The organism is Shewanella sp. (assembly GCF_041630135.1).
GTDB lineage: Bacteria > Pseudomonadota > Gammaproteobacteria > Enterobacterales > Shewanellaceae > Shewanella.
The window spans coordinates 18,131-39,240 of the sequence record NZ_JBFKLW010000029.1 but is presented as its reverse complement, the minus strand read 5'-3'; the positions used below and the strand labels follow the sequence as shown (position 1 = coordinate 39,240).

Sequence of the window (21,110 nt, the reverse complement as noted above, 5' to 3'; positions counted from 1 at the left end):
GTAACTGTTGTGGCCAACTATAATGAGGGTATGCCTACCATCCGGAGACGCCATGTTGACCGCCCCAATTCCCTTCGATGAAACTGAGCGATTAGAAGCCCTCCGTGGCCTACGCATTCTCGACACGGAAGCTGAGGAAAGATTCGACCGGCTGACCCGCCTGGCTAGAAGGCTGTTTGATGTACCTATCTGCTTGATAAGTTTGGTAGATCAGGACAGGCAGTGGTTTAAGTCATGCTTGGGACTCTCTGCCACAGAAACAAGCAGAGATATCTCTTTCTGTGGCCATGCCATTATGCAGTCGGATATCTTTATTGTTGAAGATGCGCTGGGAGATGACAGGTTTTCGGATAATCCATTGGTAAGGGGTGATCCCTATATTCGATTTTATGCGGGTTTCCCTTTGACGTTGAGCAGTGGTTATCGAATGGGCACGCTTTGCATTATTGACAGAAGGCCCAGGCAATTTGACGCTGAATCCTATAAAGACCTGGAAGATTTAGGCAAGTTAGTGGTGTCAGAACTTGAAACGATACAAACTGCCACATTGGATCCTCTGACAGGGCTGAGTAACCTGCTTGGTTTTGAACTGCTGGCCAAGCAATGTTTTGCGAAATGCCAGCGACAAAAACAGGATGCCACCCTTTTTTTCTTTGATTTGGATTACTTTAAAGAAATTAATGACCGTTTTGGGCATCACGAAGGAAATGAGGCGTTAAAGGCTTTTGCTTCCATTTTGAAGGATGCGTTTCGTGAATATGATGTTATAGCACGCCTTGGTGGTGATGAGTTTGTTGCTCTGGTAAGCCATGACCACACGCTTTCGCCCTCAATTGGAATCCTGCATCGGCTAAGACAAAATTTAGTTAACCATAATATGTCTATTCCGGTGGGATACCAATTGGAGTTCAGTTGTGGCACGGCGAGGTATAACGAATCGGTTCCCAGAGGTCTGGAGGCTCTGCTGAAGGATGCAGATTCAAATATGTACCGTGAGAAGCGGCAACATCATGAAATTCATGACAATCAATAGTAATTGGGGGCTGATGCAAGCCCCCATATTGTTACTTTGCTTGTATATGCCTTCTATATAGATTTTCAGTTATATCGCTTAATGTCATCTGCTGATCTTCAAGCAGTACCATCAGGTGGAACAGCAGATCCGAGGCTTCATCAACCAGCTCTTGTTTATCATGAGTGGCGGCAGCAAGGGCTGTTTCCAGACCTTCTTCACCTACCTTCTGGGCAATGCGCTTTGTGCCACTGGCAAACAGGGAAGCAGTATAACTGCTTCCACCTTCACCGGCATCACAGGCTTTTTTCCTGGCCTTAATTAAGGTTTCCAGCGCGGCAATAAAGCTGTGGTTGCCATCTGGCCAGCATGACTCTGTGCCTGTGTGGCAGGTTGGGCCTTTGGGCAGAACCTGCACTAACAGGCTGTCGTTGTCACAGTCGGCGGCAATGCTGATAAGGCTCAGCACATGGCCGGACGACTCGCCCTTGGTCCAAAGCCGCTGCTTACTGCGGCTGAAAAAGGTGACCATGCCGGTCTGCAGGGTCTTTTCCAGTGCGGCCTTGTCCATATAGCCCTGCATCAGCACTTTGCCGCTTAAGTGGTTTTGCACAATAGCGGGAATGAGTCCGTCTTGTTTGTCCCAGTCGAGACGGTTTAAAAGGGTTTCGTCAGCCATGGGCCATTACTCCGTTAACCTGATGGCAATCCCCTGACATGCAAGGAATTGTTTAAGCTCACCTATATTGATAATGCCTTTGTGAAACACACTGGCGGCAAGTGCGGCATCAACCCGGGCATCGATGAACACCTCGGCAAAGTGGGCCATGGTGCCGGCACCGCCGGAGGCTATCAGCGGCACATCGCAGATGGCCCTTACCTTCAGCAGCTGCTCAATATCATAGCCCTGACGCACACCATCCTGATTCATCACATTCAGCACTATCTCGCCGCAGCCCTGGCGCTGCACTTCTTCAACCCAATCCAGGGTGTGCCAGCGGGTGTCTTTGGTGGCGGCTTCATCGCCGGTAAACTGCTTTACGGTGTAGTTGCCGCTGCCTGCATCATAAAAGCTGTCGATACCCACCACCACACATTGGCGACCAAATTCATCGTGCAGCCTGCGAATAAGGTTGGGATCCGACAGGGCAGGCGAGTTGATGGAAATTTTATCGGCGCCGTAGGCCAGAATTTCCCGCGCCTGAGCTGCCGTTCTAATACCGCCAGCCACACAAAAGGGGATGTCGATACGCTCGGCAATGCGGCTAACCCAGGATTTATCTACTACGGCACCTTTGGCACTGGCGCTGATATCGTAAAATACCAGCTCATCGGCACCTTCTTCGGCGTAGCGGGCGGCGAGGGGGACTATATCGCCAACAATCTCGTGGTTGCGAAATTGCACGCCCTTAACCACTTTGCCGTCTTTCACATCGAGGCAAGGCACTATGCGTTTGGCCAGCATGCAATTGCCTCCTTTGCAGTAAATACGCCGGTAAGCAGTGCCTTACCGATAATGATGCCGCTGGCTCCGGATTCCCTCACGGCTTTTACGTCTTCCAGGGTGGCGACGCCGCCACTGGCCTGCCACTGTACATCGCTAAAGCGCGCGGCCAGTTCTCGGTAAAGCGCTGTGTTGGCGCCGGTCATGGTGCCATCGCGGCTGATATCGGTTACCAGTGCGTGTTTAAGGCCTGCGGGCATAAAGGTATCCACCAGGGATTCCAGCGACTTTCCGCCGCCCTGTTGCCAGCCGTGAACTGCCACCATCTTGTTGCCCTGGGCATCGATATTGACATCGAGGGCAAGACAAATGACGTCGCCGCCATATTTATCAAACAGGTTCAGTACTACCTCGGGTGATTTGACCGCCAGCGAGCCAATCACAACCCGGGCAACGCCCGCATCCAGCAGGGCATCAACGTCAGCGGCGCTGCGAATGCCTCCGCCAACCTGCAGCGGGGTGGACAAAGCGGCGGAAATCTCTTCAATTAACTTGGTTTGCCTTTTGTCGGGATCTTTTGCGCCGGTCAGATCAACAAGATGCAAGAGCGCTGCGCCGTCTTGCTGATAACTCAGCAATTGCGTTTTGGGATCCAGAGAAAATTCGGTCTTTTTGGCGTAATCGCCCTGAAACAGGCGCACCACCTGACCTTCAATAAGGTCGATTGCAGGAATGATCATGATTGCTCCAAGGTGTCGACATTGGCTTGCGCCGGTGAATTTTCAATAAGCCCCGGTTCAGCAGTTGTAAGCCCCAGGTCGGCCAGTGTGAGTCTCAGAAAGTTTTTCAGGATTTTGGCGCCGGTGGCAGCGCTTTTCTCCGGGTGGAACTGCACTCCCATAAAATTATCTTTGGCGATTGCCGCACTGAAGGCTTCGCCATACTGGCAGCTAGCGATGGTGGTTGCGGACTCGGGGGCGCAGAAGGAGTGCACAAAATACACCCACTCGCCAGCTTCAATGCCGGCAAACAGCGGGTGACCGGACACCTTAAGCTGATTCCAGCCCATGTGGGGCAAAGGTTGGCTGCGTGCATCCAATTCGCGAACTTCACCAGGGATAATATCAAGGCAATCAATATCTTCACCCTTGGCACCGCGCTCGTGTGAACGGGTCATCAACAGCTGCATCCCAAGGCAGACGCCGAGCACCGGCTGGCGCAGGGTTGGAATGAGTTTATCAAGCTCTCTGGCTCTCAGGGCGTCCATGGCTGCCGCTGCCGTGCCAACGCCGGGCAGTACCAGTCTTGGTGCGGCGCGAAGGACATCCGGCTCGCAGCTTACCAACACCTTTGCGCCGAGGCGCTCAAAGGCAAACTTCACCGAGCTTAGATTGGCGCAGCCGGTGTCAATGATGACCAAATCGGCGCTTGCGGCTGCTTCAGCCGCGGAGCCGGCCGATATAATGGACTCTTTCATCAAAGCATTCCTTCTCTCATCAAAGCATTCCTTCTCACGTCAGAGCACGCCTTTTGACGATGGCAGGGCATCACCTTCAATGGCAACAGCCTGGCGCAGGGTGCGGCCCAGTACCTTGAACAGGGCTTCTACCTTGTGGTGATCGTTATCGCCATCACAGCCGATGTGTAAGGTGCAGCGCAGGCCGTCGGCGAAGGAGCGGAAGAAGTGCGGCACCATTTCGGTAGCCATTTCGCCCACTTTATCGCGGCTGAAGCTGGCATCAAACTTGATAAACGGCCGACCCGAGATGTCCATCAAACACTGACCCGAGGCTTCATCCATGGGCAGGGCAAAACCGAAACGGCCGATGCCGCGCTTGTCACCCAGGGCCTGGCGCAGTGCATCCCCCAGCGCCAGCGCTGTATCCTCCACGCTGTGGTGATCGTCAATTTCAAGGTCGCCATCGACGTTGAGCTTGAGGCTGAAATTACCGTGGGTGGCGATTTGATCGAGCATGTGGTCGAAAAAGCCGATGCCGGTGTCGATTTGATTGTTGCCGGGGGTATCGAGATCAACTGTGACCCGAATGTCGGTTTCGCGGGTAGTGCGCACCACTGTGGCGCAGCGACCTTTGGCGAGCAGCGCATCGGCAATGGCGCTCCAGCCGAGGGTTTCACGCTGATACTTAAAGCTCCTGATGCCCATGGCGTTGCCAAGCTCGACATCGGTGTCGCGATCGCCAATCACAGCCGAAGCGGTGAAATCCACCAGACCTTGGGTCAGGAAGGATTTAACCAACCCGAGTTTAGGTTTGCGGCAGCTGCAGTTTTCATCATTGAAGTGCGGGCAAATCAGCACCTCATCAAACGTAACGCCCTGACTTTCAAAAACCTGCATCATCAGGTTGTGGGGCGCATCGAAATCTTCCTGGGGGAAAGATGGGGTGCCGAGGCCATCCTGATTACTGACCATAATCAGTCGATAACCGGCTTTTTGCAGCCGCAGCAGCGCGGGAATGGCGTTTGGCTCAAACACCAGCTTGCTTAGACTGTCGACCTGCTTATCTGTTACCGGCTCTTCAATCAGGGTGCCATCGCGGTCGATAAAAAGCATTTTCTGGGGCATGGGTACTCTGTCCTTATGATTATTTGCTGTCGATGCGGCCGATGGCCTCGATAATGGAATCCGTCTCTTGTTCGCTGGTGTAGCTGATGCGAATGGCATCTTTAAGCCTTGGGTGGCTGTAGCGTCTGGCGACTATGCCGGCGTTTGCAAGAGCTGCGGCCAGTGCTTCCACATCATTGCTGAAGGCGAGCACATAGTTACCGCCGCTTGGCATGACGCGAAGGCCTGCATCTGTGAGCGCTGCCGAGAGTCTTGCGCCTTGCTTATTCAGCAGTACCACATCGGCGCACATTCGGGCGACGCCCTGCACGGAAAGGGCTTTTTCAGCAATCACTGATACAGGCACAGGCACAGGATAGGGCGCAATCACCCGCATCACCAGTTCACACACCGAGGCGCTTGCCAGCAGGAAACCGCAGCGGGCACCGGCGAGACCAAAGGCTTTTGACAGGGTGCGTAAAATCACCAGATTCTCAAATTCTGCCATCAAGCCTGTGGCACTTTGGGCGGGTGAGCCGTCTGGGTTGCGGGCAAATTCGATGTAGGCTTCATCAACCACCACCAGCGCATCGGGGAAGGTTTTCGCCACCCGCGCGATTTCACCAAGCGACAGCAGGGTGCCGGTTGGGTTATTGGGGTTGCAGACAAACACCAATTTGCTGCCTGTTAAGGCCGATATGTCGTCAGGAAGGCTGAAGTCTTCTGCCAAAGGCAGAGTATTGACCGCCACATTAAAGGTGGCCGCGCTGATGGCGTACATGCCATAGGTTGGGCTGAAAATGCCGATGCTGTCTTTGCCGGGCACACAAAAGGTGCGAATAAGCAGTTCAATGGCTTCATCGGCGCCGCGGCCACATATCAGTTCATTGGCCGCAACGCCGGCGTACGCCGCATAGGCGGCAATCAGCCCGGGTGGCTGGCACTCCGGGTAGCGGTTGGCGCCATCAATGCCGGTGCGGTTAAAGGGCGACTCATTGGCGTTCACCCAAATTTCGCCGCTGCCACCGATGCGCCGAGCGCTCTGGTAGGGCTCCAGGCTTAAAAGCTCAGGGCGAGCGAGGCGGGCAGCCAGGCTATCCGCTGGAATTGTGTTTACCTGAGATGTCATTGACCATTCTCCTCACGTGCGATGGCATCAAGCCTTACTTTTACCGCATTTTTGTGGGCATCCAGTGACTCGGCCGCAGCCAGTGTCATCACAGTTTGACCAAGTCCTTTCAGTCCGTCCGCAGTTAATTCCTGCACCGTAAAGCGGCGACAAAAATCAGCCAGCGACAGGCTGGAGACGGTTTTGCTGTAACCGTAGGTGGGCAGCACGTGGTTGGTGCCTGAGGCATAGTCGCCAACTGATTCCGGCGTAAAGGCGCCTAAAAATACCGACCCTGCCGCACGAATACGTGGCAGCAGCGCCCTTGGCTCCCGGGTTTGAATGATCAGGTGCTCCGGGGCATAGAGGTTGGAGACCATTGCAGCTTCATCCAGGGTATCAGTCATGATAATGCGACTGCATGACAGCGCACCTTCTGCGGTATCTCTTCGTGGCAGCAACGCAAGCTGGCGCTCAAGTGCCGCTTCAACGGCCTTGGCCTGGGCGCTGGAGTCGGTGATAAAAATCACCTGTGAGTCACTGCCGTGTTCTGCCTGAGATAAGAGGTCGGCAGCAATAAACTCAGGACTGGCCGTATCATCGGCTATTACCAGCACTTCGGAAGGACCGGCTGGCATGTCGATGGTGACGGCAGCCTGGGTATCCCTTGCCACCTGGGCCTTGGCTTCGGTCACATACCGATTGCCGGGGCCAAAAATTTTATCGACTTTTGGCACGCTTTCGCTGCCGTAGGCGAGCGCAGCAATTGCCTGGGCACCACCTATCTGGAACACATCGGTAATGCCGCACACGCTGGCCGCGTAAAGAATGGCGTCATCAATGGGCGGTGGGCTTACCAGCACCCGCTTGGTACAACCAGCGATAGAGGCAGGCACTGCCAACATCAGCACAGTGCTGATAAGGGGTGCGCTGCCGCCGGGAATATAAAGCCCCACCTTTTCAATAGCTTCACTTTTAAGCTCACAGCGAACACCCGGCTGGGTTTCCAGGCTGATTTCACTGAACTGCTGGGCGCTGTGAAAGCGGGCAATATTGGCGCGGGCGGCGTTGATGGCATCTTTAAGCTCGGGGCTGACGCGCTCGCAGGCTGCCGCGATGGCCTCAGCACTCAGCCTCAGCGTATCAATTTGGGTATTGTCGAAGCGCGCCGCGTATTCAATCAGGGCCTTGTCGCCGCCACGCTTCACATTGTCAAGAATGTCACTGACCGATGTCGCCAGACTGTCGTCACCCACCAGAGGTGAGCGGGACAGTGCCTGGCGCTTGGCATCCTCGTTTAAGCAGTTCCAGACCAAGGTTTCCATCGTTTACCCCATCATTTTTTCGATTGGCATCACCAGAATCGAGCTGGCGCCAAGAGCGGTCAGTTCTTCCATGGTGTCCCAGAACAGGTCTTCGGTGCTGACCGCGTGGATGGCAACCCGATTGGTCTCATCATTGAGCGGCAGCACAGTGGGGTTTTCGGCGCCGGGCAGCAGGGCGACGACTTGCTCCAGCGTTTCGGTTGGGGCGTGCAGCAGGATGTACTTGCTTTCACGGGCACGGATAACCCCATTAACCCGGGAGAGGATTTTATTGATAAGTGCCTGCTTGGCATCGCTTTGTGGTGTGGTGGACTGAATAATACAAGCCATGGAGCGGAAGATGACTTCAGTTTCGTATAGGCCGTTGGCTTCGAGGGTAGCACCGGTCGACACCAGATCGCAGATACCATCGGCAAGACCGGCACGGGGCGCCACTTCTACAGATCCTTTTAATTGGCAGCCCTGATAGGATATGCCTTTATTTTGCATAAAACGTCGTAGCAGGTTGGGGTAGGAAGTAGCGATCCTAAGGCCTTCCAGCGAGCTTGCATCGCCATAAACAAATTCGGTGGGTACCGCCAGCGACAGGCGGCAGGCACCAAAGTCCAATTGTCTGAGCTTAACAACTTTCGCGGCATTGCCGAGGCACTCGCGCTCAAGTTGCTCTTCTTCCAGCACGTTTTCACCGACTATGCCCAAATCGACTACGCCGTCCATCACCAGACCTGGGATGTCATCGTCACGCACCCGCAAGATATCCACGGGCATATTGTCGGCGTGGGCGATAAGCCGCTGTTCATTCACGCTGAATTTTACCCCGCAGCTTTTCAGCAACTGTTGGGATTCGGTGGACAGGCGTCCGGATTTTTGGATGGCGATTCTCAGTCTGGCAGTCATGGCGAAATATCCTGGTATCTAAAGTAATGTTTAAAATCAAAAGCTTTGGTGCAAAGAAAAACCCCCGGAATTCCTTCCGGGGGTTGTCCTGAAACTTTAGATCATGACCGCCAGAAGGAATGCACCTTCGGCAGTGAGCTTCCGAAGGCTACCGCTTATGATGGTGATGATGGTGCTTGGCAGTCGAAAGCTGGAACATGTGTCGTTAATCCTGTGTCTGGCGCCGTGCGCTCGTTACATTTGCTGTCTGGCCGAATTTATCGGACGCTTTTTACACTAATGACTTTGGGGACGCTTTGCAAGGGTGTTTTTCGTCAACATTAAAAAAGTTCAGCTTTGCATGAATATTCACGTTGAACATGCCTGTTTTGCTGGCTTTGTTTTGCTGCGCTTGTGACAGACAGTGAAATCGGCATAATGCACTCAACCCAGCGCTGAATTCCCCCGACATCGGAGCCTGTTTGTCTTCCCAATCCGCTGCCAACAACCTGATAGTCCGCACCCAAGCCGTCTTCGATGAAGATGGGGTGCTGTCACGTTTTATTCGTGGTTATCGGCGCCGTGAGGTGCAGCAGCAGATGGCAGAGGAAGTGGCATCTTGCTTAAGCTATACCCATAAATTGGTGCTGGAGGCCGGTACAGGTGTGGGCAAAACCTTTGCCTACCTGGTACCGGCGCTATTGAGTGGCAAGCAGGTGATAGTCAGTACCGGCAGTAAAAATTTGCAGGAGCAGCTGTTTTACAAAGATCTCCCCGCACTCTTGCAGATGCTCAATCTCAGCGTTCCGGTAAGCATTTTGAAGGGGCGCAGCAATTATTTGTGCCAGCGGCTAATGGCTGCGCAGATGGATGCGGCTTTCAGTCACGATGAGAAGCTGTTGGATGATTTACTGAAGCTCAATCAATTCGCACAAGCCACTGAAGATGGTGACCTTGGTAATCTGACCGGAGTGGCCGAAGATGCCCGCGCTATCAGTCTGGTGGCCAGTGCTCAGGATAGCTGCACCGGTCAGCGCTGCGCCTTTTATGATGAGTGTTTTACCCGTAAAGCCCGTGCCCGGGCAATGAATGCCCGATTGATTGTGGTGAACCATCATTTGTTCTTTGCTGACAGGGTGCTGAAAGACACAGGTTTTGCCGAACTCTTACCCGATGTGGATGCGGTGATATTTGATGAGGCGCACCTATTGCCTGATATCGCCATTCAGTATTTTGGCTCTCAGCTTTCCACCGGCAGTTTGCGACGGCTGCTTGATGGCATAGAGCGGCTCACCGAAGGTGAGCTTGGCGATACCCAGGGGCTTAAGCTATTGCCGCAGCGTGCCCGGGTTAAGTTGGATGCCTGGCAAAATTGCCTGCTTGATGCAGGCAGCAGTGATTTCAGGCAACTGCTTAAAGATAAAACAGCAGCATTGGCCGCAGGTGAGCTGATTGGCGAACTCTCGGCACTGGAAGCTCTGCTGCTCGCCAATGTGGGGCGCAGTGAGCCACTTGATGATTTTGCCGTTAAGCTACCGGAGCTTAAGCAAAAGCTCGAGCGTTTTATTGCCTGTGATGATCCTGGTTCTGCTTATGGTATCGATATCGGTGAGCGCCATTTGATGCTTCGTATTTCCCCCATCGATATTGCCAAGGCGTGCCGTGAGTTGTTCAGCGAAGACACCGCCTGGGTGTTTACCTCGGCGACTTTGCAGGTGGAGCGCAGCCTGCAGTTTTTTACCCGTGAGCTTGGGCTGACATCGCCAGTACCAGCTTCAGCCAAGCGTTCTCAATCCAGCCGGACTCAATCCAGCATTGCTCAATCCACTCGCACCCAATCCAGTACTGCTGGTGCCAAATCCTCAATGTGCAAAGAAGTGCTGCTCGACAGCCCCTTCGATTACCCCAGGCAATCCCTGTTGTGCGTGCCGCGCCGTCTTGGCAGCGTTGCCAATCAGGATGCCATGGTGCGCCAGCTCACCGAGGTGTGTCTGAAACTGATTAAGGCCGCCAAGGGGCGCACCTTTATCCTCTTTACCAGCCACCGGATGATGGAGGCCGTCGCCCGCTCCCTGGTGGGTCGCTGCCACTATCCACTGCTGGTTCAGGGGCAGGGCGGTAAGCAGCAATTACTATCCAAATTCAGACAGTTGGGTGAAGCGGTGCTGCTTGGCACCGGCAGTTTTTGGGAGGGGGTAGACGTGCGCGGCAAGCTGCTGTCCTGCGTGATTATCGATAAGTTGCCCTTTGCCTCACCGGATGACAGTCTCTACAAAGCCCGCGCCAGTCGGGTGGAGGCCAGAGGTGGCGATCCCTTTCTGGAAATTTCGCTGCCCCAGGCGGTGATTGCCCTGAAGCAGGGTGCTGGCAGGCTTATCCGCGATGAAACTGATCGCGGCGTCCTGGTGATTTGCGATAACCGTCTGGTGAATCGGCCCTACGGTCAGGCATTTTTGCAATCTTTGCCGCCGATGGCACGTACCCGTGACCTGGATGCTGCATGCGCATTTTTAGAGGCAATTGACTGAATTTAATCCGACTGCTGGTCTTAGCCGTTTTATGGCCGGCGGTTTATCGGGTAAAATCATCGCAATGACCGACTGGGCCCCCTTTCTGTGGCCAACGATTTTGGAAACTCATACCCCATGACGCAGCCTATTGCACTGCCGGACAATCCGGTGATCCTCGCGCTCGACACCTGTACCGAAGCTTGCTCTGCCGCGCTTTTTGCCAAGGGTGAAACCTATGCCGATATGGCTGATGCCCCCCGTGAGCACAGCCAGCGCTTGCTGCCCATGATTGATGGGCTGTTAAACGAGGCCGGGCTCAGCATTAGCGATGTCAACATCATTGCCTACGGCCGTGGCCCCGGCAGTTTTACCGGCATTCGTATCTGTACCAGCATGACCCAGGGCTTGGCACTTGGTCGCGAGCTGCCGGTGATTGGTATTTCTACCTTGGCCGCCATGGCGCAGGAAGCGATGGAAAAGAGCGGTGAAACCCGGGTGCTGTGCGCTATTGATGCGCGCATGTCTGAAGTCTATGTGGGTGAGTACCGGATGCAGGATGGCGTGGCAACCTTGGTGGGCGAAGAAACTGTATTGCCACCGTCAATGGTGAAGGTATCTGATGGCGTCAGACTGGCCTGTGGCACGGGTTTTGATACCTATCCTGAGCTTTTGACTCTTGGGCATGGCCTGGAGCTTAGTGCTGAGGTGAAATTTCCTGCCGCCGAAGCTATGCTCACATTAGCAAGGGACGGCATTGCCCGTGGCCTGCACACCGCAGTGGATGACTTGGAGCCTGTGTATCTTCGTGATACGGTGGCGTGGAAGAAATTGCCGGGACGCGAATAGTCGCGACGCGAACAAGTGTGCCGCTTTTGTGGCTTAGTAGGCGGACTTCGCTGGAAGCTTTCCCGGAAACCCCATTGGCGCGCTCTCCAATTAGCGCGCTTGGTAAGCAGGTTTCCCACACCCAGAGTAAAGGAGTGATTGGCGGTGCATATTCAATCGGCACAGCTTGAATTCTTTTCTGCCCGGGGCATTAAGTTGCCCGGGGCCGCGGGTGTGCTGTCAAATCCTGCCGCACAAAACGGCGAGCACGGTAAGACAAGCGCTACTACGGCAACTGATAGCCGTGGTCAGCTTCCCCGTGAGCGGGGCGAGTCGGCGAAATTTTTACTGCAAGAATACCAGGATGGTCAGGGGAGCGTCGATTACGACATCCCCGGCCGTTCCCGTGAAGCCATTTCCGAATATCTTTTGAATCAACATGCTCAGCGGCGCGAGGAAATACGTGCCATGGTGGGCGTGGATCTCTATGCCTGAACCGCGCGCAGAGTTTGCTGCTATCCCCGAGACGGCCCCAGCCAACAGTCCCTTGCAGTTTATGGTGCTGCTCGCTCTTGCCGGCGCCGTGACTTACGTGCCTTATCTTGGCGTGCCCTTTAAATGGCTTGAAAGCTTTTTCCATGAGTTATCCCACGCGCTGGCAACCTTGATCACGGGCGGCGTGGTCAGTCATATCCAGCTTTTTCCCAATGGCGCGGGACTGTGCTTCTCAGCAGGTGGCAGCCCGGTATTGATTGGCTTTGCCGGATACGCCGGGGCCGCGCTGTGGGGGTTGCTGCTGTTTATGATGGCGAGCTGGCCAAAGGGGATCCGGCCTGCATTTACACTACTGGGTGCACTTGTGTTGGTGGTACTGCTCTTCTATGCCCGGGATGTGCTGACCATTGGCATTCTGATTGTGCTTTCGGGGCTGTTTTTTCTGCCGTTAAAACTCGCTGGCGCTGCTTGGCTGGTGTCCATGTTGCGTTTTATGGCGCTGATTGTGCTGCTCAATGCCATCAAAAGCCCCACCTACCTATGGGGGCTCGATGGTCAGGGTGATGCAGAGCTGCTCGCCGGGCTCATCTGGGTGCCGGCATTTGTGTGGATTGGATTGTGGCTGCTGATTGCCGCCGGGTGTCTGTGGCTGTGTTGGCGGCGGGTGCTTGGTCCAGGTGCTGGGCCAGGTAATTGCAACAAAATATGAATCCGTCTTGGCAATTCTGCTTTGCCTTGGTAGCTTCGAGGTCTCTTCCCGCCGGGATAGGCTGATGAAATTCAAGGAGAACAGGATGAAGACGTTGTTAGCGGCCTCCGTGGTTGCGCTGATTGGATTAAGCGGTGCGGCCAGTGCCACCACCCTTGATGAAGCCCTGAAGAACGATTTGCGTCAGGCATCGAGTATGGAGCGGGATAAGTATCGCCACCCAGGTGAAACCCTGAGCTTTTTCGGTGTTGATGGCCAAAAGACGGTGATTGAACTCTGGCCAGGTGGTGGCTGGTACGCCGAGATCCTTGCGCCTCTGCTGGCCAGAAACGGCCAGTATATTGCGGCTAACTTTGAAACCAATCCTGCCCCAGAGGCGAAAAATCCAGCTTATCAACTTCGTCTTGGTAAAGCGCTGGAAAGCTGGATTGAAACCAACGCTGCTAAAGTCGGCAACGCCAAAACGGTGACTTTTGACCCACCGCATAAGACTGCCCTTGGTGACAGTGGCAGCGCCGATGTGGTGCTCACATTCCGCAATATCCACAACTGGGCCATGGCTGGTCAGGCTGAAACCATGTTTGCCGCGGCATTCGATGTGCTTAAAGAAGGCGGCGTGCTCGGTGTGGTGGAGCACAGGGCAAACGAAGGCATGAGCCTCAAATCGGGTTACATGACAGAATCTGAGGTGATTAAACTTGCAGAGACTGCAGGTTTTGTGCTGGCAGCCAAAAGCGAAATCAACGCCAACCCCAAAGACACCAAGGATTATGAGCAGGGTGTCTGGACCTTGCCGCCATCGCTGCGCCTTGGTGAGCAGAACAAGGACAAGTACCTTGCCATCGGTGAGAGCGATCGTATGACCCTAAAGTTCGTAAAAGCGACAACCAAGTGAGTCTTGGCGTTTTTTGTGGATAAATAACAGGTAATCGCTCTGCGACCATGGGATAATGCCGGCCAAAGTGCCGGTGTTTTTTTGTGAGGCAGTGGCAGCGCGTGAGAACTGAGCCGCAAAAGAGAATTGCCAACGAATTGACATGCAGGGGGCAGGGAGCTTTGCCATGAACACCATTGCCGTAACAGAGTTAACGCTCAAACTGCCGCATATACAACTGGCGGCAACAGAGTATGGTGATGCTCATAAACCGCTGTTGTTGGCACTGCATGGCTGGCTAGATAACGCCAGCAGCTTTGCGCCGCTCGCCGAAGTGTTAACGGATTACCGGCTACTCGCCATTGATTGGCCGGGCCACGGAGATTCGCAGCACAGGCCCGGTAGCTACCCATTGCACTGGATTGACTATCTTTATGATTTACATGGGGTGCTGATGCACCTTAAAGGGCAGGGAGTGAGGCCCAGGGCGATTATCGGCCACTCGCTCGGTGGCATTGTGGCGTCAGCCTATCTTGGCAGCCATCCGGATGCGACCGACGCACTGGTGCTGATTGAGGCCTTGGGACCATTAACTGAACGGCCGGGGAAAACCCCTGAACGACTTGCCAGAAGTTTTGATAGTCACTGGCAATGGGTTACCAGTACTTCGGAGCCTAAGGTTTACACCAGTTTCGATACTGTGATTGAGGCAAGACATCGTCTGACCGGGCTTGATAAAGCGGCCTGTGAGCTGCTGCTTCGGCGCAATTTTACCGTTACTGAAGCTGGGGTAGTGGCCAAAACAGATCCCAGGCTTAAACTGGATTCACCCATGCGGCTAACGCCAGCCCACGGCGAAGCTTTTATCCGGGGCTTTGCGCTGCCGAGTTTGCTGCTGATGGGCGATAGTGGCTATGAGCAACTGAAAACCTTGTTTGAGCTTAGTGCTCCTTTGTATCAAAACTTAACTCAGGTGCAGCTCTCGGGCGATCATCATTTGCACATGACCCATCCACAAGCGTGCGCGGCGGCCATTAACGCGTTTTTGGCATCCCAGGCGCAGGGGTAAAAAAGAGGCTGGGCTTTTTTGCTCATTTGTGTGATGATTGTCAAAAATTTAAACGCTCGTATGATTTCAAGCGTAATTTAATAATAACAAGTTAAAACAACCGTATCGGTGATCTCTCCAGCCGTATTCGAGCCTCACCGTTACCTCGGGGTTTTAGGAGATTTTTGTGGACAAGCCTTGGATTAATCATTTGCCACATGATGTGCCTGCCGACATAGATGCAGGCCGTTTTGACAGTCTGGTCGCCATGTTTGAACAGGCGGTACGTGACTATGCTGATCAGCCCGCCTTTATCAATATGGGCGCCGTGCTGACCTACCGCAAACTCGAAGAGCGCAGCCGCGCCTTTGCCGCTTATTTGCAAAACGAGCTCGGTCTGAAAAAGGGCGATCGCGTCGCGCTGATGATGCCGAACCTGCTGCAATATCCCATTGCGCTCTTTGGTGTGCTGCGCGCCGGGCTTGTGGTGGTTAACGTCAATCCCCTTTACACCCCGCGGGAACTTAAGCATCAATTGATTGACTCTGGTGCCAAAACCATTGTTGTCGTGTCTAACTTTGCCCGCACGCTGGAAGAAGTAGTGGATGAGACTCCGGTGGAGAGCGTTATTGTCACCGGCCTTGGCGATCTGCTGAGTGCACCCAAGCGCACTTTGGTGAACTTTGTGGTGAAGTACATCAAAAAGCTGGTGCCCAAGTACGATTTGCCCCATGCCATTTCATTCAGAAAGGCGCTGCAAAAAGGCCGCCGTCTGCAATATGTAAAACCCGAGCTGACCAACAGCGATCTGGCGTTTTTGCAGTACACCGGCGGAACCACCGGGGTATCCAAGGGTGCCATGCTTACCCACGGCAACGTAACAGCCAACGTGTTGCAGGCCAATGGTGCCTACGCGCCGCTGCTGGTCGATGGCAAAGAGTTTGTGGTTACAGCCTTGCCGCTGTATCACATCTTTGCCCTGACGGTGAACTGTCTGCTGTTCCTGCACAAGGGCGCCAATAACCTGCTGATCACCAATCCCCGCGATATTCCTGCGTTTATTGCGGATCTGAAAAAGTATCCTTTTACTGCGCTCACCGGGGTGAACACCCTGTTTAATGCCTTGGTGAATAATGAAGAATTCACTCAGCTGGACTTTTCACGCCTCAAGCTTTCCATCGGCGGCGGCATGGCAGTTCAGCGGGCTGTGGCTGATAAGTGGCAAAACATCACAAAAACCCGGCTGCTGGAGGGTTATGGTCTGACGGAAGCATCACCTCTGGTGACCTGCTGCCCTTATAACCTTGAAGGTTACAATGGCTCTATCGGATTCCCAGCACCTTCTACAGAGATGCAGGTGCGTGATGACGATGGCAAGGTATTGGCTCAGGGTGAAACCGGTGAGCTGTATGCCCGAGGCCCTCAGGTCATGAAAGGTTACTGGCAGCGTCCGGAAGAAACCGCCAAGGTGATTGATACCAACGGCTGGCTTGCCACCGGCGACATCGGTTACATGGACGAACAGGGCTTCTTCTACATTGTCGACCGTAAGAAAGACATGATCCTGGTATCCGGTTTTAATGTGTTCCCCAACGAGGTGGAAGATGTGATTGCCATGCATCCCAAGGTGGTGGAAGTGGCTGCTGTTGGTGTGCCCAACGAAGTAAGCGGTGAAGTGGTGAAGGTGTTTGTCGTTGCCAAAGACAAATCTTTGACCGAAGGCGATATTATCAAGCATTGTAAACATCATTTAACGGGCTATAAGATCCCCAAACTGGTAGAATTCAGGGACGAGTTACCTAAAACCAACGTGGGCAAAATATTGCGCCGTGAGCTAAGAAACGAAGAGCTTAACAAGGCGTGATAGAAAAACCGGCGTAAAGCCGGTTTTTTAATGTTCGGTTATTTTCAGAGGGGAGAGAAAGTTTGCTGGAGTTTCAATACGTAAAGGACGATGAAACCCTGGGGGCACTTGTTGAGCAGTATCGTCAAAGCCCGGTGCTGGTGCTGGATACCGAGTTTGTCCGAACCCGGACCTACTATGCCAGATTGGGACTTATTCAGGCGTACGATGGCAAGACATTGGCCTTGATTGACCCGCTGGATATTCAGGATTTGTCTCCCTTTTGGTCACTGCTGACCGAACCCGGCATTGTGAAACTGGTCCATTCCTGTTCTGAAGATCTGGAAGTGTTCGCCCGTTATGGCAAGGTACAACCTGCGCCGCTGTTTGACAGCCAGATAGCTGCCGCCTTGTGTGGTCTTGGCCATGGCGTAGGCTATGCCAAACTGGTTGAAGAATGTCTGGGGCAAACACTTGATAAAGGCGAATCCCGTACAGACTGGATAAAGCGCCCTCTGAGCGATGCCCAGTTGCAATATGCCGCCAATGACGTGTTCTTTTTATATCAGCTCTATCCCATGCTGGCACAAAAACTCAATGCGCTTGGTCGTCTGGACTGGCTGTTGGAGGAAGGCGCCCGCCTCACAGAAGGTCGGCTTGAGCGCCCCTCTCCAGACACGGCGTTTCTCAAAGTGAAAAATGCATTTCAGCTAACGCCCAAGCAGCTGGCGTACCTTAAGGTGCTGGCGGCCTGGCGTCTGGAGCGGGCACTGGACCGGGATCTGGCCCTTGGCTTTGTGATTAAAGATCACGCCCTTATCGCTTTGGCAAAAAAGCAGCCTAAATCATTAAGTGATTTGCTGAAAATCAATGACTTGTCTGAGCATGAAAAACGTATTCATGGCAAAGAGCTGCTGAAGGTGTTGCAACGCGCCGATTTGGCAAATTTACCAGAGCCAATCGATGTACTGGCGTTGAAGCCAGGTTACAAGCAGGCATTCAAGGCCATCAAGGCGGTGCTGACCGAGGTGTGTGAGCGTGAAGGTTTGCCTGCAGAGCTGTTCTGCTCCAAGCGTCATATTCATGAATACCTTGAATATCGCTGGCAGGTACAGCAGTCCTCACCGCAACCTTTATTGCTGCAAGGGTGGCGTGGTGCACTGGCGGCAGATTGCTTGGCTGAACTTAAGGATACTGAACTATCCGGTTGAAACAATAGTGAAAAGCCGTCCAGTGGACGGCTTTGTTCAATTTGTTTACCGGTCAGGTAGTGTTACGTTCAGTTCAAGTACCGACAGGTTATCGTCGTTCTGCTCAAGTTGAACGGATACCTGTTCTTCGGAAATATGAACGTACTTACGGATCACCTCGATAATCTCCTGCTTCATTTGCGGGAAATAGTCCGGTGCATCGCGTTCACCCCGTTGATGAGCCACGATAATTTGCAGACGTTCTTTGGCCATCGAGGCCGTGTTAGCTTTTTTATTGCTTCTGAAGTAATCGAGTAAAGACATAATCAGCTACCAAAGATCCTTTTCAACAGGCCCTTCTTCTCTTCGGTAACGAAGCGAAGGGGAAGTTCTTCGCCGAGCAAACGGCCTACAGTATCGCTGTAGGCCTGGCCGGCATCGCTTTCCTGATCGACAATCACAGGTACGCCTGAGTTGGAAGCACGCAATACTGCCTGAGATTCAGGGATAACACCCAGCAATTTGATGGCAAGGATCTCTTCCACGTCAGACACGCTCAGCATTTCCCCATTTTTTACCCGAGTAGGGGAATAGCGGGTCAGCAGCAGATACTCCTTGATGGGTTCCAAATTTTGCTCAGCACGGCGGGACTTGCTTTGCAAAATACCCAGGATGCGGTCTGAGTCACGCACAGAGCTCACTTCCGGATTGGTGGTCACAATGGCTATGTCGGCGAAATACAGCGCCATCAGCGCTCCGGTTTCGATACCGGCAGGGGAATCACAGACTATGAATTCAAAATCTTTAGACAAATCATCCAGTACCTTGCCCACACCTTCGCGGGTAAGTGCATCTTTATCGCGGGTTTGAGACGCCGGTAATACGAATAGCTTTTCGCTGCGCTTGTCTTTGATCAGTGCCTGATTCAGGTTGGCTTCGCCATTAATCACATTGACAAAATCGTATACTACGCGGCGTTCACAGCCCATGATTAGGTCGAGATTACGCAGGCCAATATCGAAGTCGATAACCACTGTTTTATGGCCTCTCATTGCTAAGCCTGTAGCGATCGCCGCGCTGGAGGTTGTTTTACCTACACCGCCTTTTCCTGAAGTGACAACAATAATTTGTGCCATGCTAATTACTTTCCTTTAATTCTGCCCCATCACAATGGCAGTGATTCTACTGTTAGTGTGTCGCCTTCAAGGCGAACACAGCCGCTTTTCGCAGTTACACCGTGCTTTTGTAAGTTTTCAGTCAGCCAGTATTGACCCGCGATGGAAATGAGTTCGGGCTCCAGGGATTTGGCCAGGATAACGGCATCTTTGGCGCCATTGGCTCCGGCCATGGCTTTGCCCCGTAAAGCACCATAAATATGTATGCTGCCATCTGCAATCACTTCGGCGCCATTGCCAACGGCACCAATCACTACCAGGTCGCCATTTTTAACGTAGATTTGTTGTCCGGAACGTACGTTTTGCTTAACGATTCGGGTAGTTTTGGGCAATGAGGGCGGTGGCACGCCGGCACTTTGGCCGTTGGTTGATTTGCCAGCCTTAACGATGGCAAGCCCGAGGGATTTTGCCTGTTCTGCTATCTCTGTGGCAGCAGAAGTCACGCCCACAATTACCAGTTGGCGTGATACGAGAAGTTGCTTGAGTTTGGATAAATCAAGTTCGCCGTCAGCAATTGCAGCGAGATTAAGCACCAGCGGTGCTCCGATGAAAAATTGTGGCGCCTGGGCGAGTTTACTGTCCAATTCGGCGGCAAGGCTGTCCAAATTTGCACTGTTGATATGCAAAACAGAAAGCGTGAAAGAAGATCCCTTTAATTCAAGGCTTGCTTTTGGCATCCCCGTAAATCACTCCAAATCTAATCAGTCTTGTGCTGATCTACATTTTTCTAAAGAGCCCATGTTATAGTGTGCCCCTATCACTGGCAAGTTTGATATTTTCGGAAATTAGTCCTTTTATGATATGCGCTGTGTACAAGAGTAGCCGTAAGGAAGAAACCTTTTTGTTTTTACCTAAGAGGGATGACTTCAGTCAGGTGCCCGAACCACTGATGCAAATGTTTGGTCAACCTAAACTGGTCATGCTGTTACCTCTGGATAAAAAGGACAAACTGGGTATTGCCGATATCAATAAGGTTCGCACAGAACTTGAGTTGAAGGGCTATTATTTGCAAATCCCTCCACCAAAAGAGAATTTACTGACAGAACATCGCCGCAGCTTAGGTGTAGAAAATTAATTTCGCCAGACTGATTAACACGGAGGAGTTCATCATTGTGAAGTCGACATTCTTTATATTCCTATTGGCATCTGGGCTGATTTGCTCTGCCGCTGTTGCAGATGAATCCCGGCAAGGCAGTTTTGCCGAGTACCTTGAAGGGTTAAAGCGTGAAGCTGCAGAACAGCATGGTATGCGTCAGGAGTCTCTTGCAACAATCTTCCCGCAGATAAAGCAGTTTCGTTTGGCGAAAAGCCAAGATGAAGATGTCCCTGAGTCAACCGTGGCCGGCAGTCTTGAGCTGTACTTACCAGATACGCTGTCCGATGCTTTGGTAAGCGAAGCCCGCTTTCAATATCAAGGGCATAACGAAACTCTCAACCGGATTGGAGAACTCTATGGTGTTCAACCCCGCTTTATAGTTGCACTCTGGGGGTTGGAGTCGCGTTTTGGCCGTCCATCTGCGGCTTATCCTGTATTGTCGGTTACTGCATCTCAGGCTTACAAGGGTAAGCAGGAGGCCTTTTTTAAAGAGCAATTTTTTGCGGCGCTGCAGATCCTTGATTCCAGCAGTTGGCAGGTAGACGACCTGCTCGCCGGTGTAGATGGTCGGATGGGACAGCCAAGAATGCTTCCTGAATACTACTTGGATTTTGCCAAAGACGGTGACGATGATGGCAAAGCCGACATTTGGACTAATCCCTCAGATGTGTTTGCGTCCATTGCTTCTTTTTTAAAGAAATCGGGATGGCGTGAGGATGAAACTTGGGGGCGTCAGGTAAAAATACCGGCCGATTTTGATGAGTCTCTTGCTGGCGGTATAAAGAGGGGCTTTGCAGAATGGCAGGCGCTAGGGGTTCGGCGCTTTGATGGTTCTGATCTGCCTGCCCGCAATGACATGCAGGTCAGCATGGTGATGCCGGACGGGCCGAAAGGACGGGTTTATCTGGTGTATGACAACTATCTCGCTTTGAAAAAATGGCGTGATGATGATTATTTTGCTCTTGCATTGGTGCATCTGTCAGATCGCATCAAGTTTCAACTGGGAGAATAAGCTAT

Annotated in this window: 22 protein-coding genes; 11 read left to right on the top strand and 11 right to left on the bottom strand. The window is 53.0% G+C overall.

The genetic code is table 11. The features are described from left to right. Positions 1-52: 52 nt before the first annotated feature. Positions 53-1,033: a diguanylate cyclase gene (locus tag ABYK60_RS09940; RefSeq protein WP_372871861.1), complete on the top strand. Its 981-nt coding sequence runs from the start codon at positions 53-55 to the stop codon at positions 1,031-1,033. 31 nt (positions 1,034-1,064) lie between these two features. On the opposite strand, the gene hisIE is transcribed toward ABYK60_RS09940, so the two are convergent. The 8 genes from hisIE to hisG are packed head-to-tail and all read right to left on the bottom strand — an operon-like array spanning position 1,065 to position 8,349. Then, positions 1,065-1,691 (bottom strand): bifunctional phosphoribosyl-AMP cyclohydrolase/phosphoribosyl-ATP diphosphatase HisIE, encoded by a 627-nt coding sequence (hisIE, locus tag ABYK60_RS09935; RefSeq protein ID WP_372871860.1) that lies wholly within the window; start codon positions 1,689-1,691, stop codon positions 1,065-1,067. Positions 1,692-1,697: 6 nt separating this feature from the next. After that, positions 1,698-2,477 carry an imidazole glycerol phosphate synthase subunit HisF gene (gene hisF, locus ABYK60_RS09930; RefSeq protein ID WP_372871859.1) on the bottom strand — a complete coding sequence of 260 codons (780 nt, stop codon included), beginning with the start codon at positions 2,475-2,477 and terminating at the stop codon, positions 1,698-1,700. Continuing rightward, entirely contained in the window at positions 2,459-3,196 is a 738-nt protein-coding gene (gene hisA / locus ABYK60_RS09925; RefSeq protein WP_372871858.1) for a 1-(5-phosphoribosyl)-5-[(5-phosphoribosylamino)methylideneamino]imidazole-4-carboxamide isomerase, read from the bottom strand. The genes hisF and hisA overlap by 19 nt, the downstream gene beginning before the upstream one ends. After that, on the bottom strand, positions 3,193-3,936 hold the full coding sequence (gene hisH / locus ABYK60_RS09920) for an imidazole glycerol phosphate synthase subunit HisH (protein ID WP_372871857.1): 744 nt from the start codon (positions 3,934-3,936) through the stop codon (positions 3,193-3,195). The genes hisA and hisH overlap by 4 nt, the downstream gene beginning before the upstream one ends. A gap of 36 nt (positions 3,937-3,972) precedes the next feature. Beyond that, positions 3,973-5,040 carry a bifunctional histidinol-phosphatase/imidazoleglycerol-phosphate dehydratase HisB gene (hisB, locus tag ABYK60_RS09915; protein WP_372871856.1) on the bottom strand — a complete coding sequence of 356 codons (1,068 nt, stop codon included), beginning with the start codon at positions 5,038-5,040 and terminating at the stop codon, positions 3,973-3,975. Between the two features lie 19 nt (positions 5,041-5,059). Beyond that, positions 5,060-6,148 (bottom strand): histidinol-phosphate transaminase, encoded by a 1,089-nt coding sequence (gene hisC, locus ABYK60_RS09910; RefSeq protein WP_372871855.1) that lies wholly within the window; start codon positions 6,146-6,148, stop codon positions 5,060-5,062. Then, a complete protein-coding gene (gene hisD, locus ABYK60_RS09905) occupies positions 6,145-7,452 on the bottom strand; it encodes a histidinol dehydrogenase (protein WP_372871854.1) in 1,308 nt (435 codons plus the stop codon). The genes hisC and hisD overlap by 4 nt, the downstream gene beginning before the upstream one ends. 3 nt (positions 7,453-7,455) lie before the next feature. Further along, complete coding sequence (hisG, locus tag ABYK60_RS09900; protein ID WP_372871853.1) at positions 7,456-8,349, bottom strand: ATP phosphoribosyltransferase; 894 nt, start codon at positions 8,347-8,349, stop codon at positions 7,456-7,458. A 461-nt stretch (positions 8,350-8,810) separates the two neighbouring features. On the opposite strand from hisG, the gene ABYK60_RS09895 reads away from it, so the two are divergent. The 8 genes from ABYK60_RS09895 to rnd all read left to right on the top strand — a co-directional run bounded on the left by ABYK60_RS09895 (position 8,811) and on the right by rnd (position 17,843). Beyond that, a complete protein-coding gene (locus ABYK60_RS09895) occupies positions 8,811-10,856 on the top strand; it encodes an ATP-dependent DNA helicase (protein ID WP_372871851.1) in 2,046 nt (681 codons plus the stop codon). Between the two features lie 117 nt (positions 10,857-10,973). Continuing rightward, entirely contained in the window at positions 10,974-11,684 is a 711-nt protein-coding gene (gene tsaB, locus ABYK60_RS09890) for a tRNA (adenosine(37)-N6)-threonylcarbamoyltransferase complex dimerization subunit type 1 TsaB (RefSeq protein WP_240590653.1), read from the top strand. A gap of 144 nt (positions 11,685-11,828) precedes the next feature. Next, a complete protein-coding gene (locus ABYK60_RS09885; protein ID WP_372871850.1) occupies positions 11,829-12,158 on the top strand; it encodes a hypothetical protein in 330 nt (109 codons plus the stop codon). Between the two features lie 61 nt (positions 12,159-12,219). Then, positions 12,220-12,867 carry a M50 family metallopeptidase gene (locus ABYK60_RS09880; RefSeq protein ID WP_372871867.1) on the top strand — a complete coding sequence of 216 codons (648 nt, stop codon included), beginning with the start codon at positions 12,220-12,222 and terminating at the stop codon, positions 12,865-12,867. Between the two features lie 85 nt (positions 12,868-12,952). Continuing rightward, positions 12,953-13,762 (top strand): class I SAM-dependent methyltransferase, encoded by an 810-nt coding sequence (locus tag ABYK60_RS09875; protein ID WP_372871849.1) that lies wholly within the window; start codon positions 12,953-12,955, stop codon positions 13,760-13,762. A gap of 166 nt (positions 13,763-13,928) precedes the next feature. After that, positions 13,929-14,810, top strand: a complete 882-nt coding sequence (locus ABYK60_RS09870; RefSeq protein ID WP_372871848.1) for an alpha/beta fold hydrolase — start codon at positions 13,929-13,931, stop codon at positions 14,808-14,810. A 166-nt stretch (positions 14,811-14,976) separates the two neighbouring features. Continuing rightward, positions 14,977-16,653 (top strand): long-chain-fatty-acid--CoA ligase FadD, encoded by a 1,677-nt coding sequence (gene fadD, locus ABYK60_RS09865; protein ID WP_372871847.1) that lies wholly within the window; start codon positions 14,977-14,979, stop codon positions 16,651-16,653. Between the two features lie 62 nt (positions 16,654-16,715). Continuing rightward, a complete protein-coding gene (gene rnd / locus ABYK60_RS09860) occupies positions 16,716-17,843 on the top strand; it encodes a ribonuclease D (RefSeq protein ID WP_372871846.1) in 1,128 nt (375 codons plus the stop codon). A gap of 45 nt (positions 17,844-17,888) precedes the next feature. Here rnd and minE read toward each other — a convergent pair whose 3' ends face one another. From minE to minC, 3 genes are read right to left on the bottom strand one after another with little or no spacing between them, the layout of a single operon-like run. Next, positions 17,889-18,146, bottom strand: a complete 258-nt coding sequence (gene minE, locus ABYK60_RS09855; RefSeq protein WP_372871845.1) for a cell division topological specificity factor MinE — start codon at positions 18,144-18,146, stop codon at positions 17,889-17,891. A gap of 2 nt (positions 18,147-18,148) precedes the next feature. After that, positions 18,149-18,958, bottom strand: a complete 810-nt coding sequence (minD, locus tag ABYK60_RS09850) for a septum site-determining protein MinD (RefSeq protein WP_372871844.1) — start codon at positions 18,956-18,958, stop codon at positions 18,149-18,151. A 29-nt stretch (positions 18,959-18,987) separates the two neighbouring features. Beyond that, positions 18,988-19,674 carry a septum site-determining protein MinC gene (gene minC, locus ABYK60_RS09845; protein WP_372871843.1) on the bottom strand — a complete coding sequence of 229 codons (687 nt, stop codon included), beginning with the start codon at positions 19,672-19,674 and terminating at the stop codon, positions 18,988-18,990. Positions 19,675-19,793: 119 nt separating this feature from the next. Here minC and ABYK60_RS09840 point away from each other — a divergent pair, with 119 nt between their 5' ends. Both ABYK60_RS09840 and ABYK60_RS09835 read left to right on the top strand, forming a co-directional pair. Beyond that, positions 19,794-20,072: a YcgL domain-containing protein gene (locus tag ABYK60_RS09840; RefSeq protein ID WP_372871866.1), complete on the top strand. Its 279-nt coding sequence runs from the start codon at positions 19,794-19,796 to the stop codon at positions 20,070-20,072. 37 nt (positions 20,073-20,109) lie between these two features. Beyond that, positions 20,110-21,105, top strand: coding sequence for a lytic murein transglycosylase (locus ABYK60_RS09835; protein ID WP_372871842.1), 996 nt, complete (start codon positions 20,110-20,112; stop codon positions 21,103-21,105). The last annotated feature ends 5 nt before the right edge of the window (positions 21,106-21,110 follow it).

Excerpts from the sequence above, each read along its gene's own strand:
- minE (WP_372871845.1), bottom strand. The coding sequence starts at position 18,146 with ATGTCTTTACTCGATTACTTCAGAAGCAATAAAAAAGCTAACACGGCC.
- minC (WP_372871843.1), bottom strand. The coding sequence starts at position 19,674 with ATGCCAAAAGCAAGCCTTGAATTAAAGGGATCTTCTTTCACGCTTTCT.
- tsaB (WP_240590653.1), top strand. The coding sequence starts at position 10,974 with ATGACGCAGCCTATTGCACTGCCGGACAATCCGGTGATCCTCGCGCTC.
- ABYK60_RS09875 (WP_372871849.1), top strand. The coding sequence starts at position 12,953 with ATGAAGACGTTGTTAGCGGCCTCCGTGGTTGCGCTGATTGGATTAAGC.
- hisG (WP_372871853.1), bottom strand. The coding sequence starts at position 8,349 with ATGACTGCCAGACTGAGAATCGCCATCCAAAAATCCGGACGCCTGTCC.
- hisIE (WP_372871860.1), bottom strand. The coding sequence starts at position 1,691 with ATGGCTGACGAAACCCTTTTAAACCGTCTCGACTGGGACAAACAAGAC.
- minD (WP_372871844.1), bottom strand. The coding sequence starts at position 18,958 with ATGGCACAAATTATTGTTGTCACTTCAGGAAAAGGCGGTGTAGGTAAA.
- ABYK60_RS09840 (WP_372871866.1), top strand. The coding sequence starts at position 19,794 with ATGATATGCGCTGTGTACAAGAGTAGCCGTAAGGAAGAAACCTTTTTG.
- hisC (WP_372871855.1), bottom strand. The coding sequence starts at position 6,148 with ATGACATCTCAGGTAAACACAATTCCAGCGGATAGCCTGGCTGCCCGC.
- ABYK60_RS09940 (WP_372871861.1), top strand. The coding sequence starts at position 53 with ATGTTGACCGCCCCAATTCCCTTCGATGAAACTGAGCGATTAGAAGCC.
- hisA (WP_372871858.1), bottom strand. The coding sequence starts at position 3,196 with ATGATCATTCCTGCAATCGACCTTATTGAAGGTCAGGTGGTGCGCCTG.
- hisF (WP_372871859.1), bottom strand. The coding sequence starts at position 2,477 with ATGCTGGCCAAACGCATAGTGCCTTGCCTCGATGTGAAAGACGGCAAA.
- hisB (WP_372871856.1), bottom strand. The coding sequence starts at position 5,040 with ATGCCCCAGAAAATGCTTTTTATCGACCGCGATGGCACCCTGATTGAA.
- hisD (WP_372871854.1), bottom strand. The coding sequence starts at position 7,452 with ATGGAAACCTTGGTCTGGAACTGCTTAAACGAGGATGCCAAGCGCCAG.
- ABYK60_RS09870 (WP_372871848.1), top strand. The coding sequence starts at position 13,929 with ATGAACACCATTGCCGTAACAGAGTTAACGCTCAAACTGCCGCATATA.
- ABYK60_RS09880 (WP_372871867.1), top strand. The coding sequence starts at position 12,220 with ATGGTGCTGCTCGCTCTTGCCGGCGCCGTGACTTACGTGCCTTATCTT.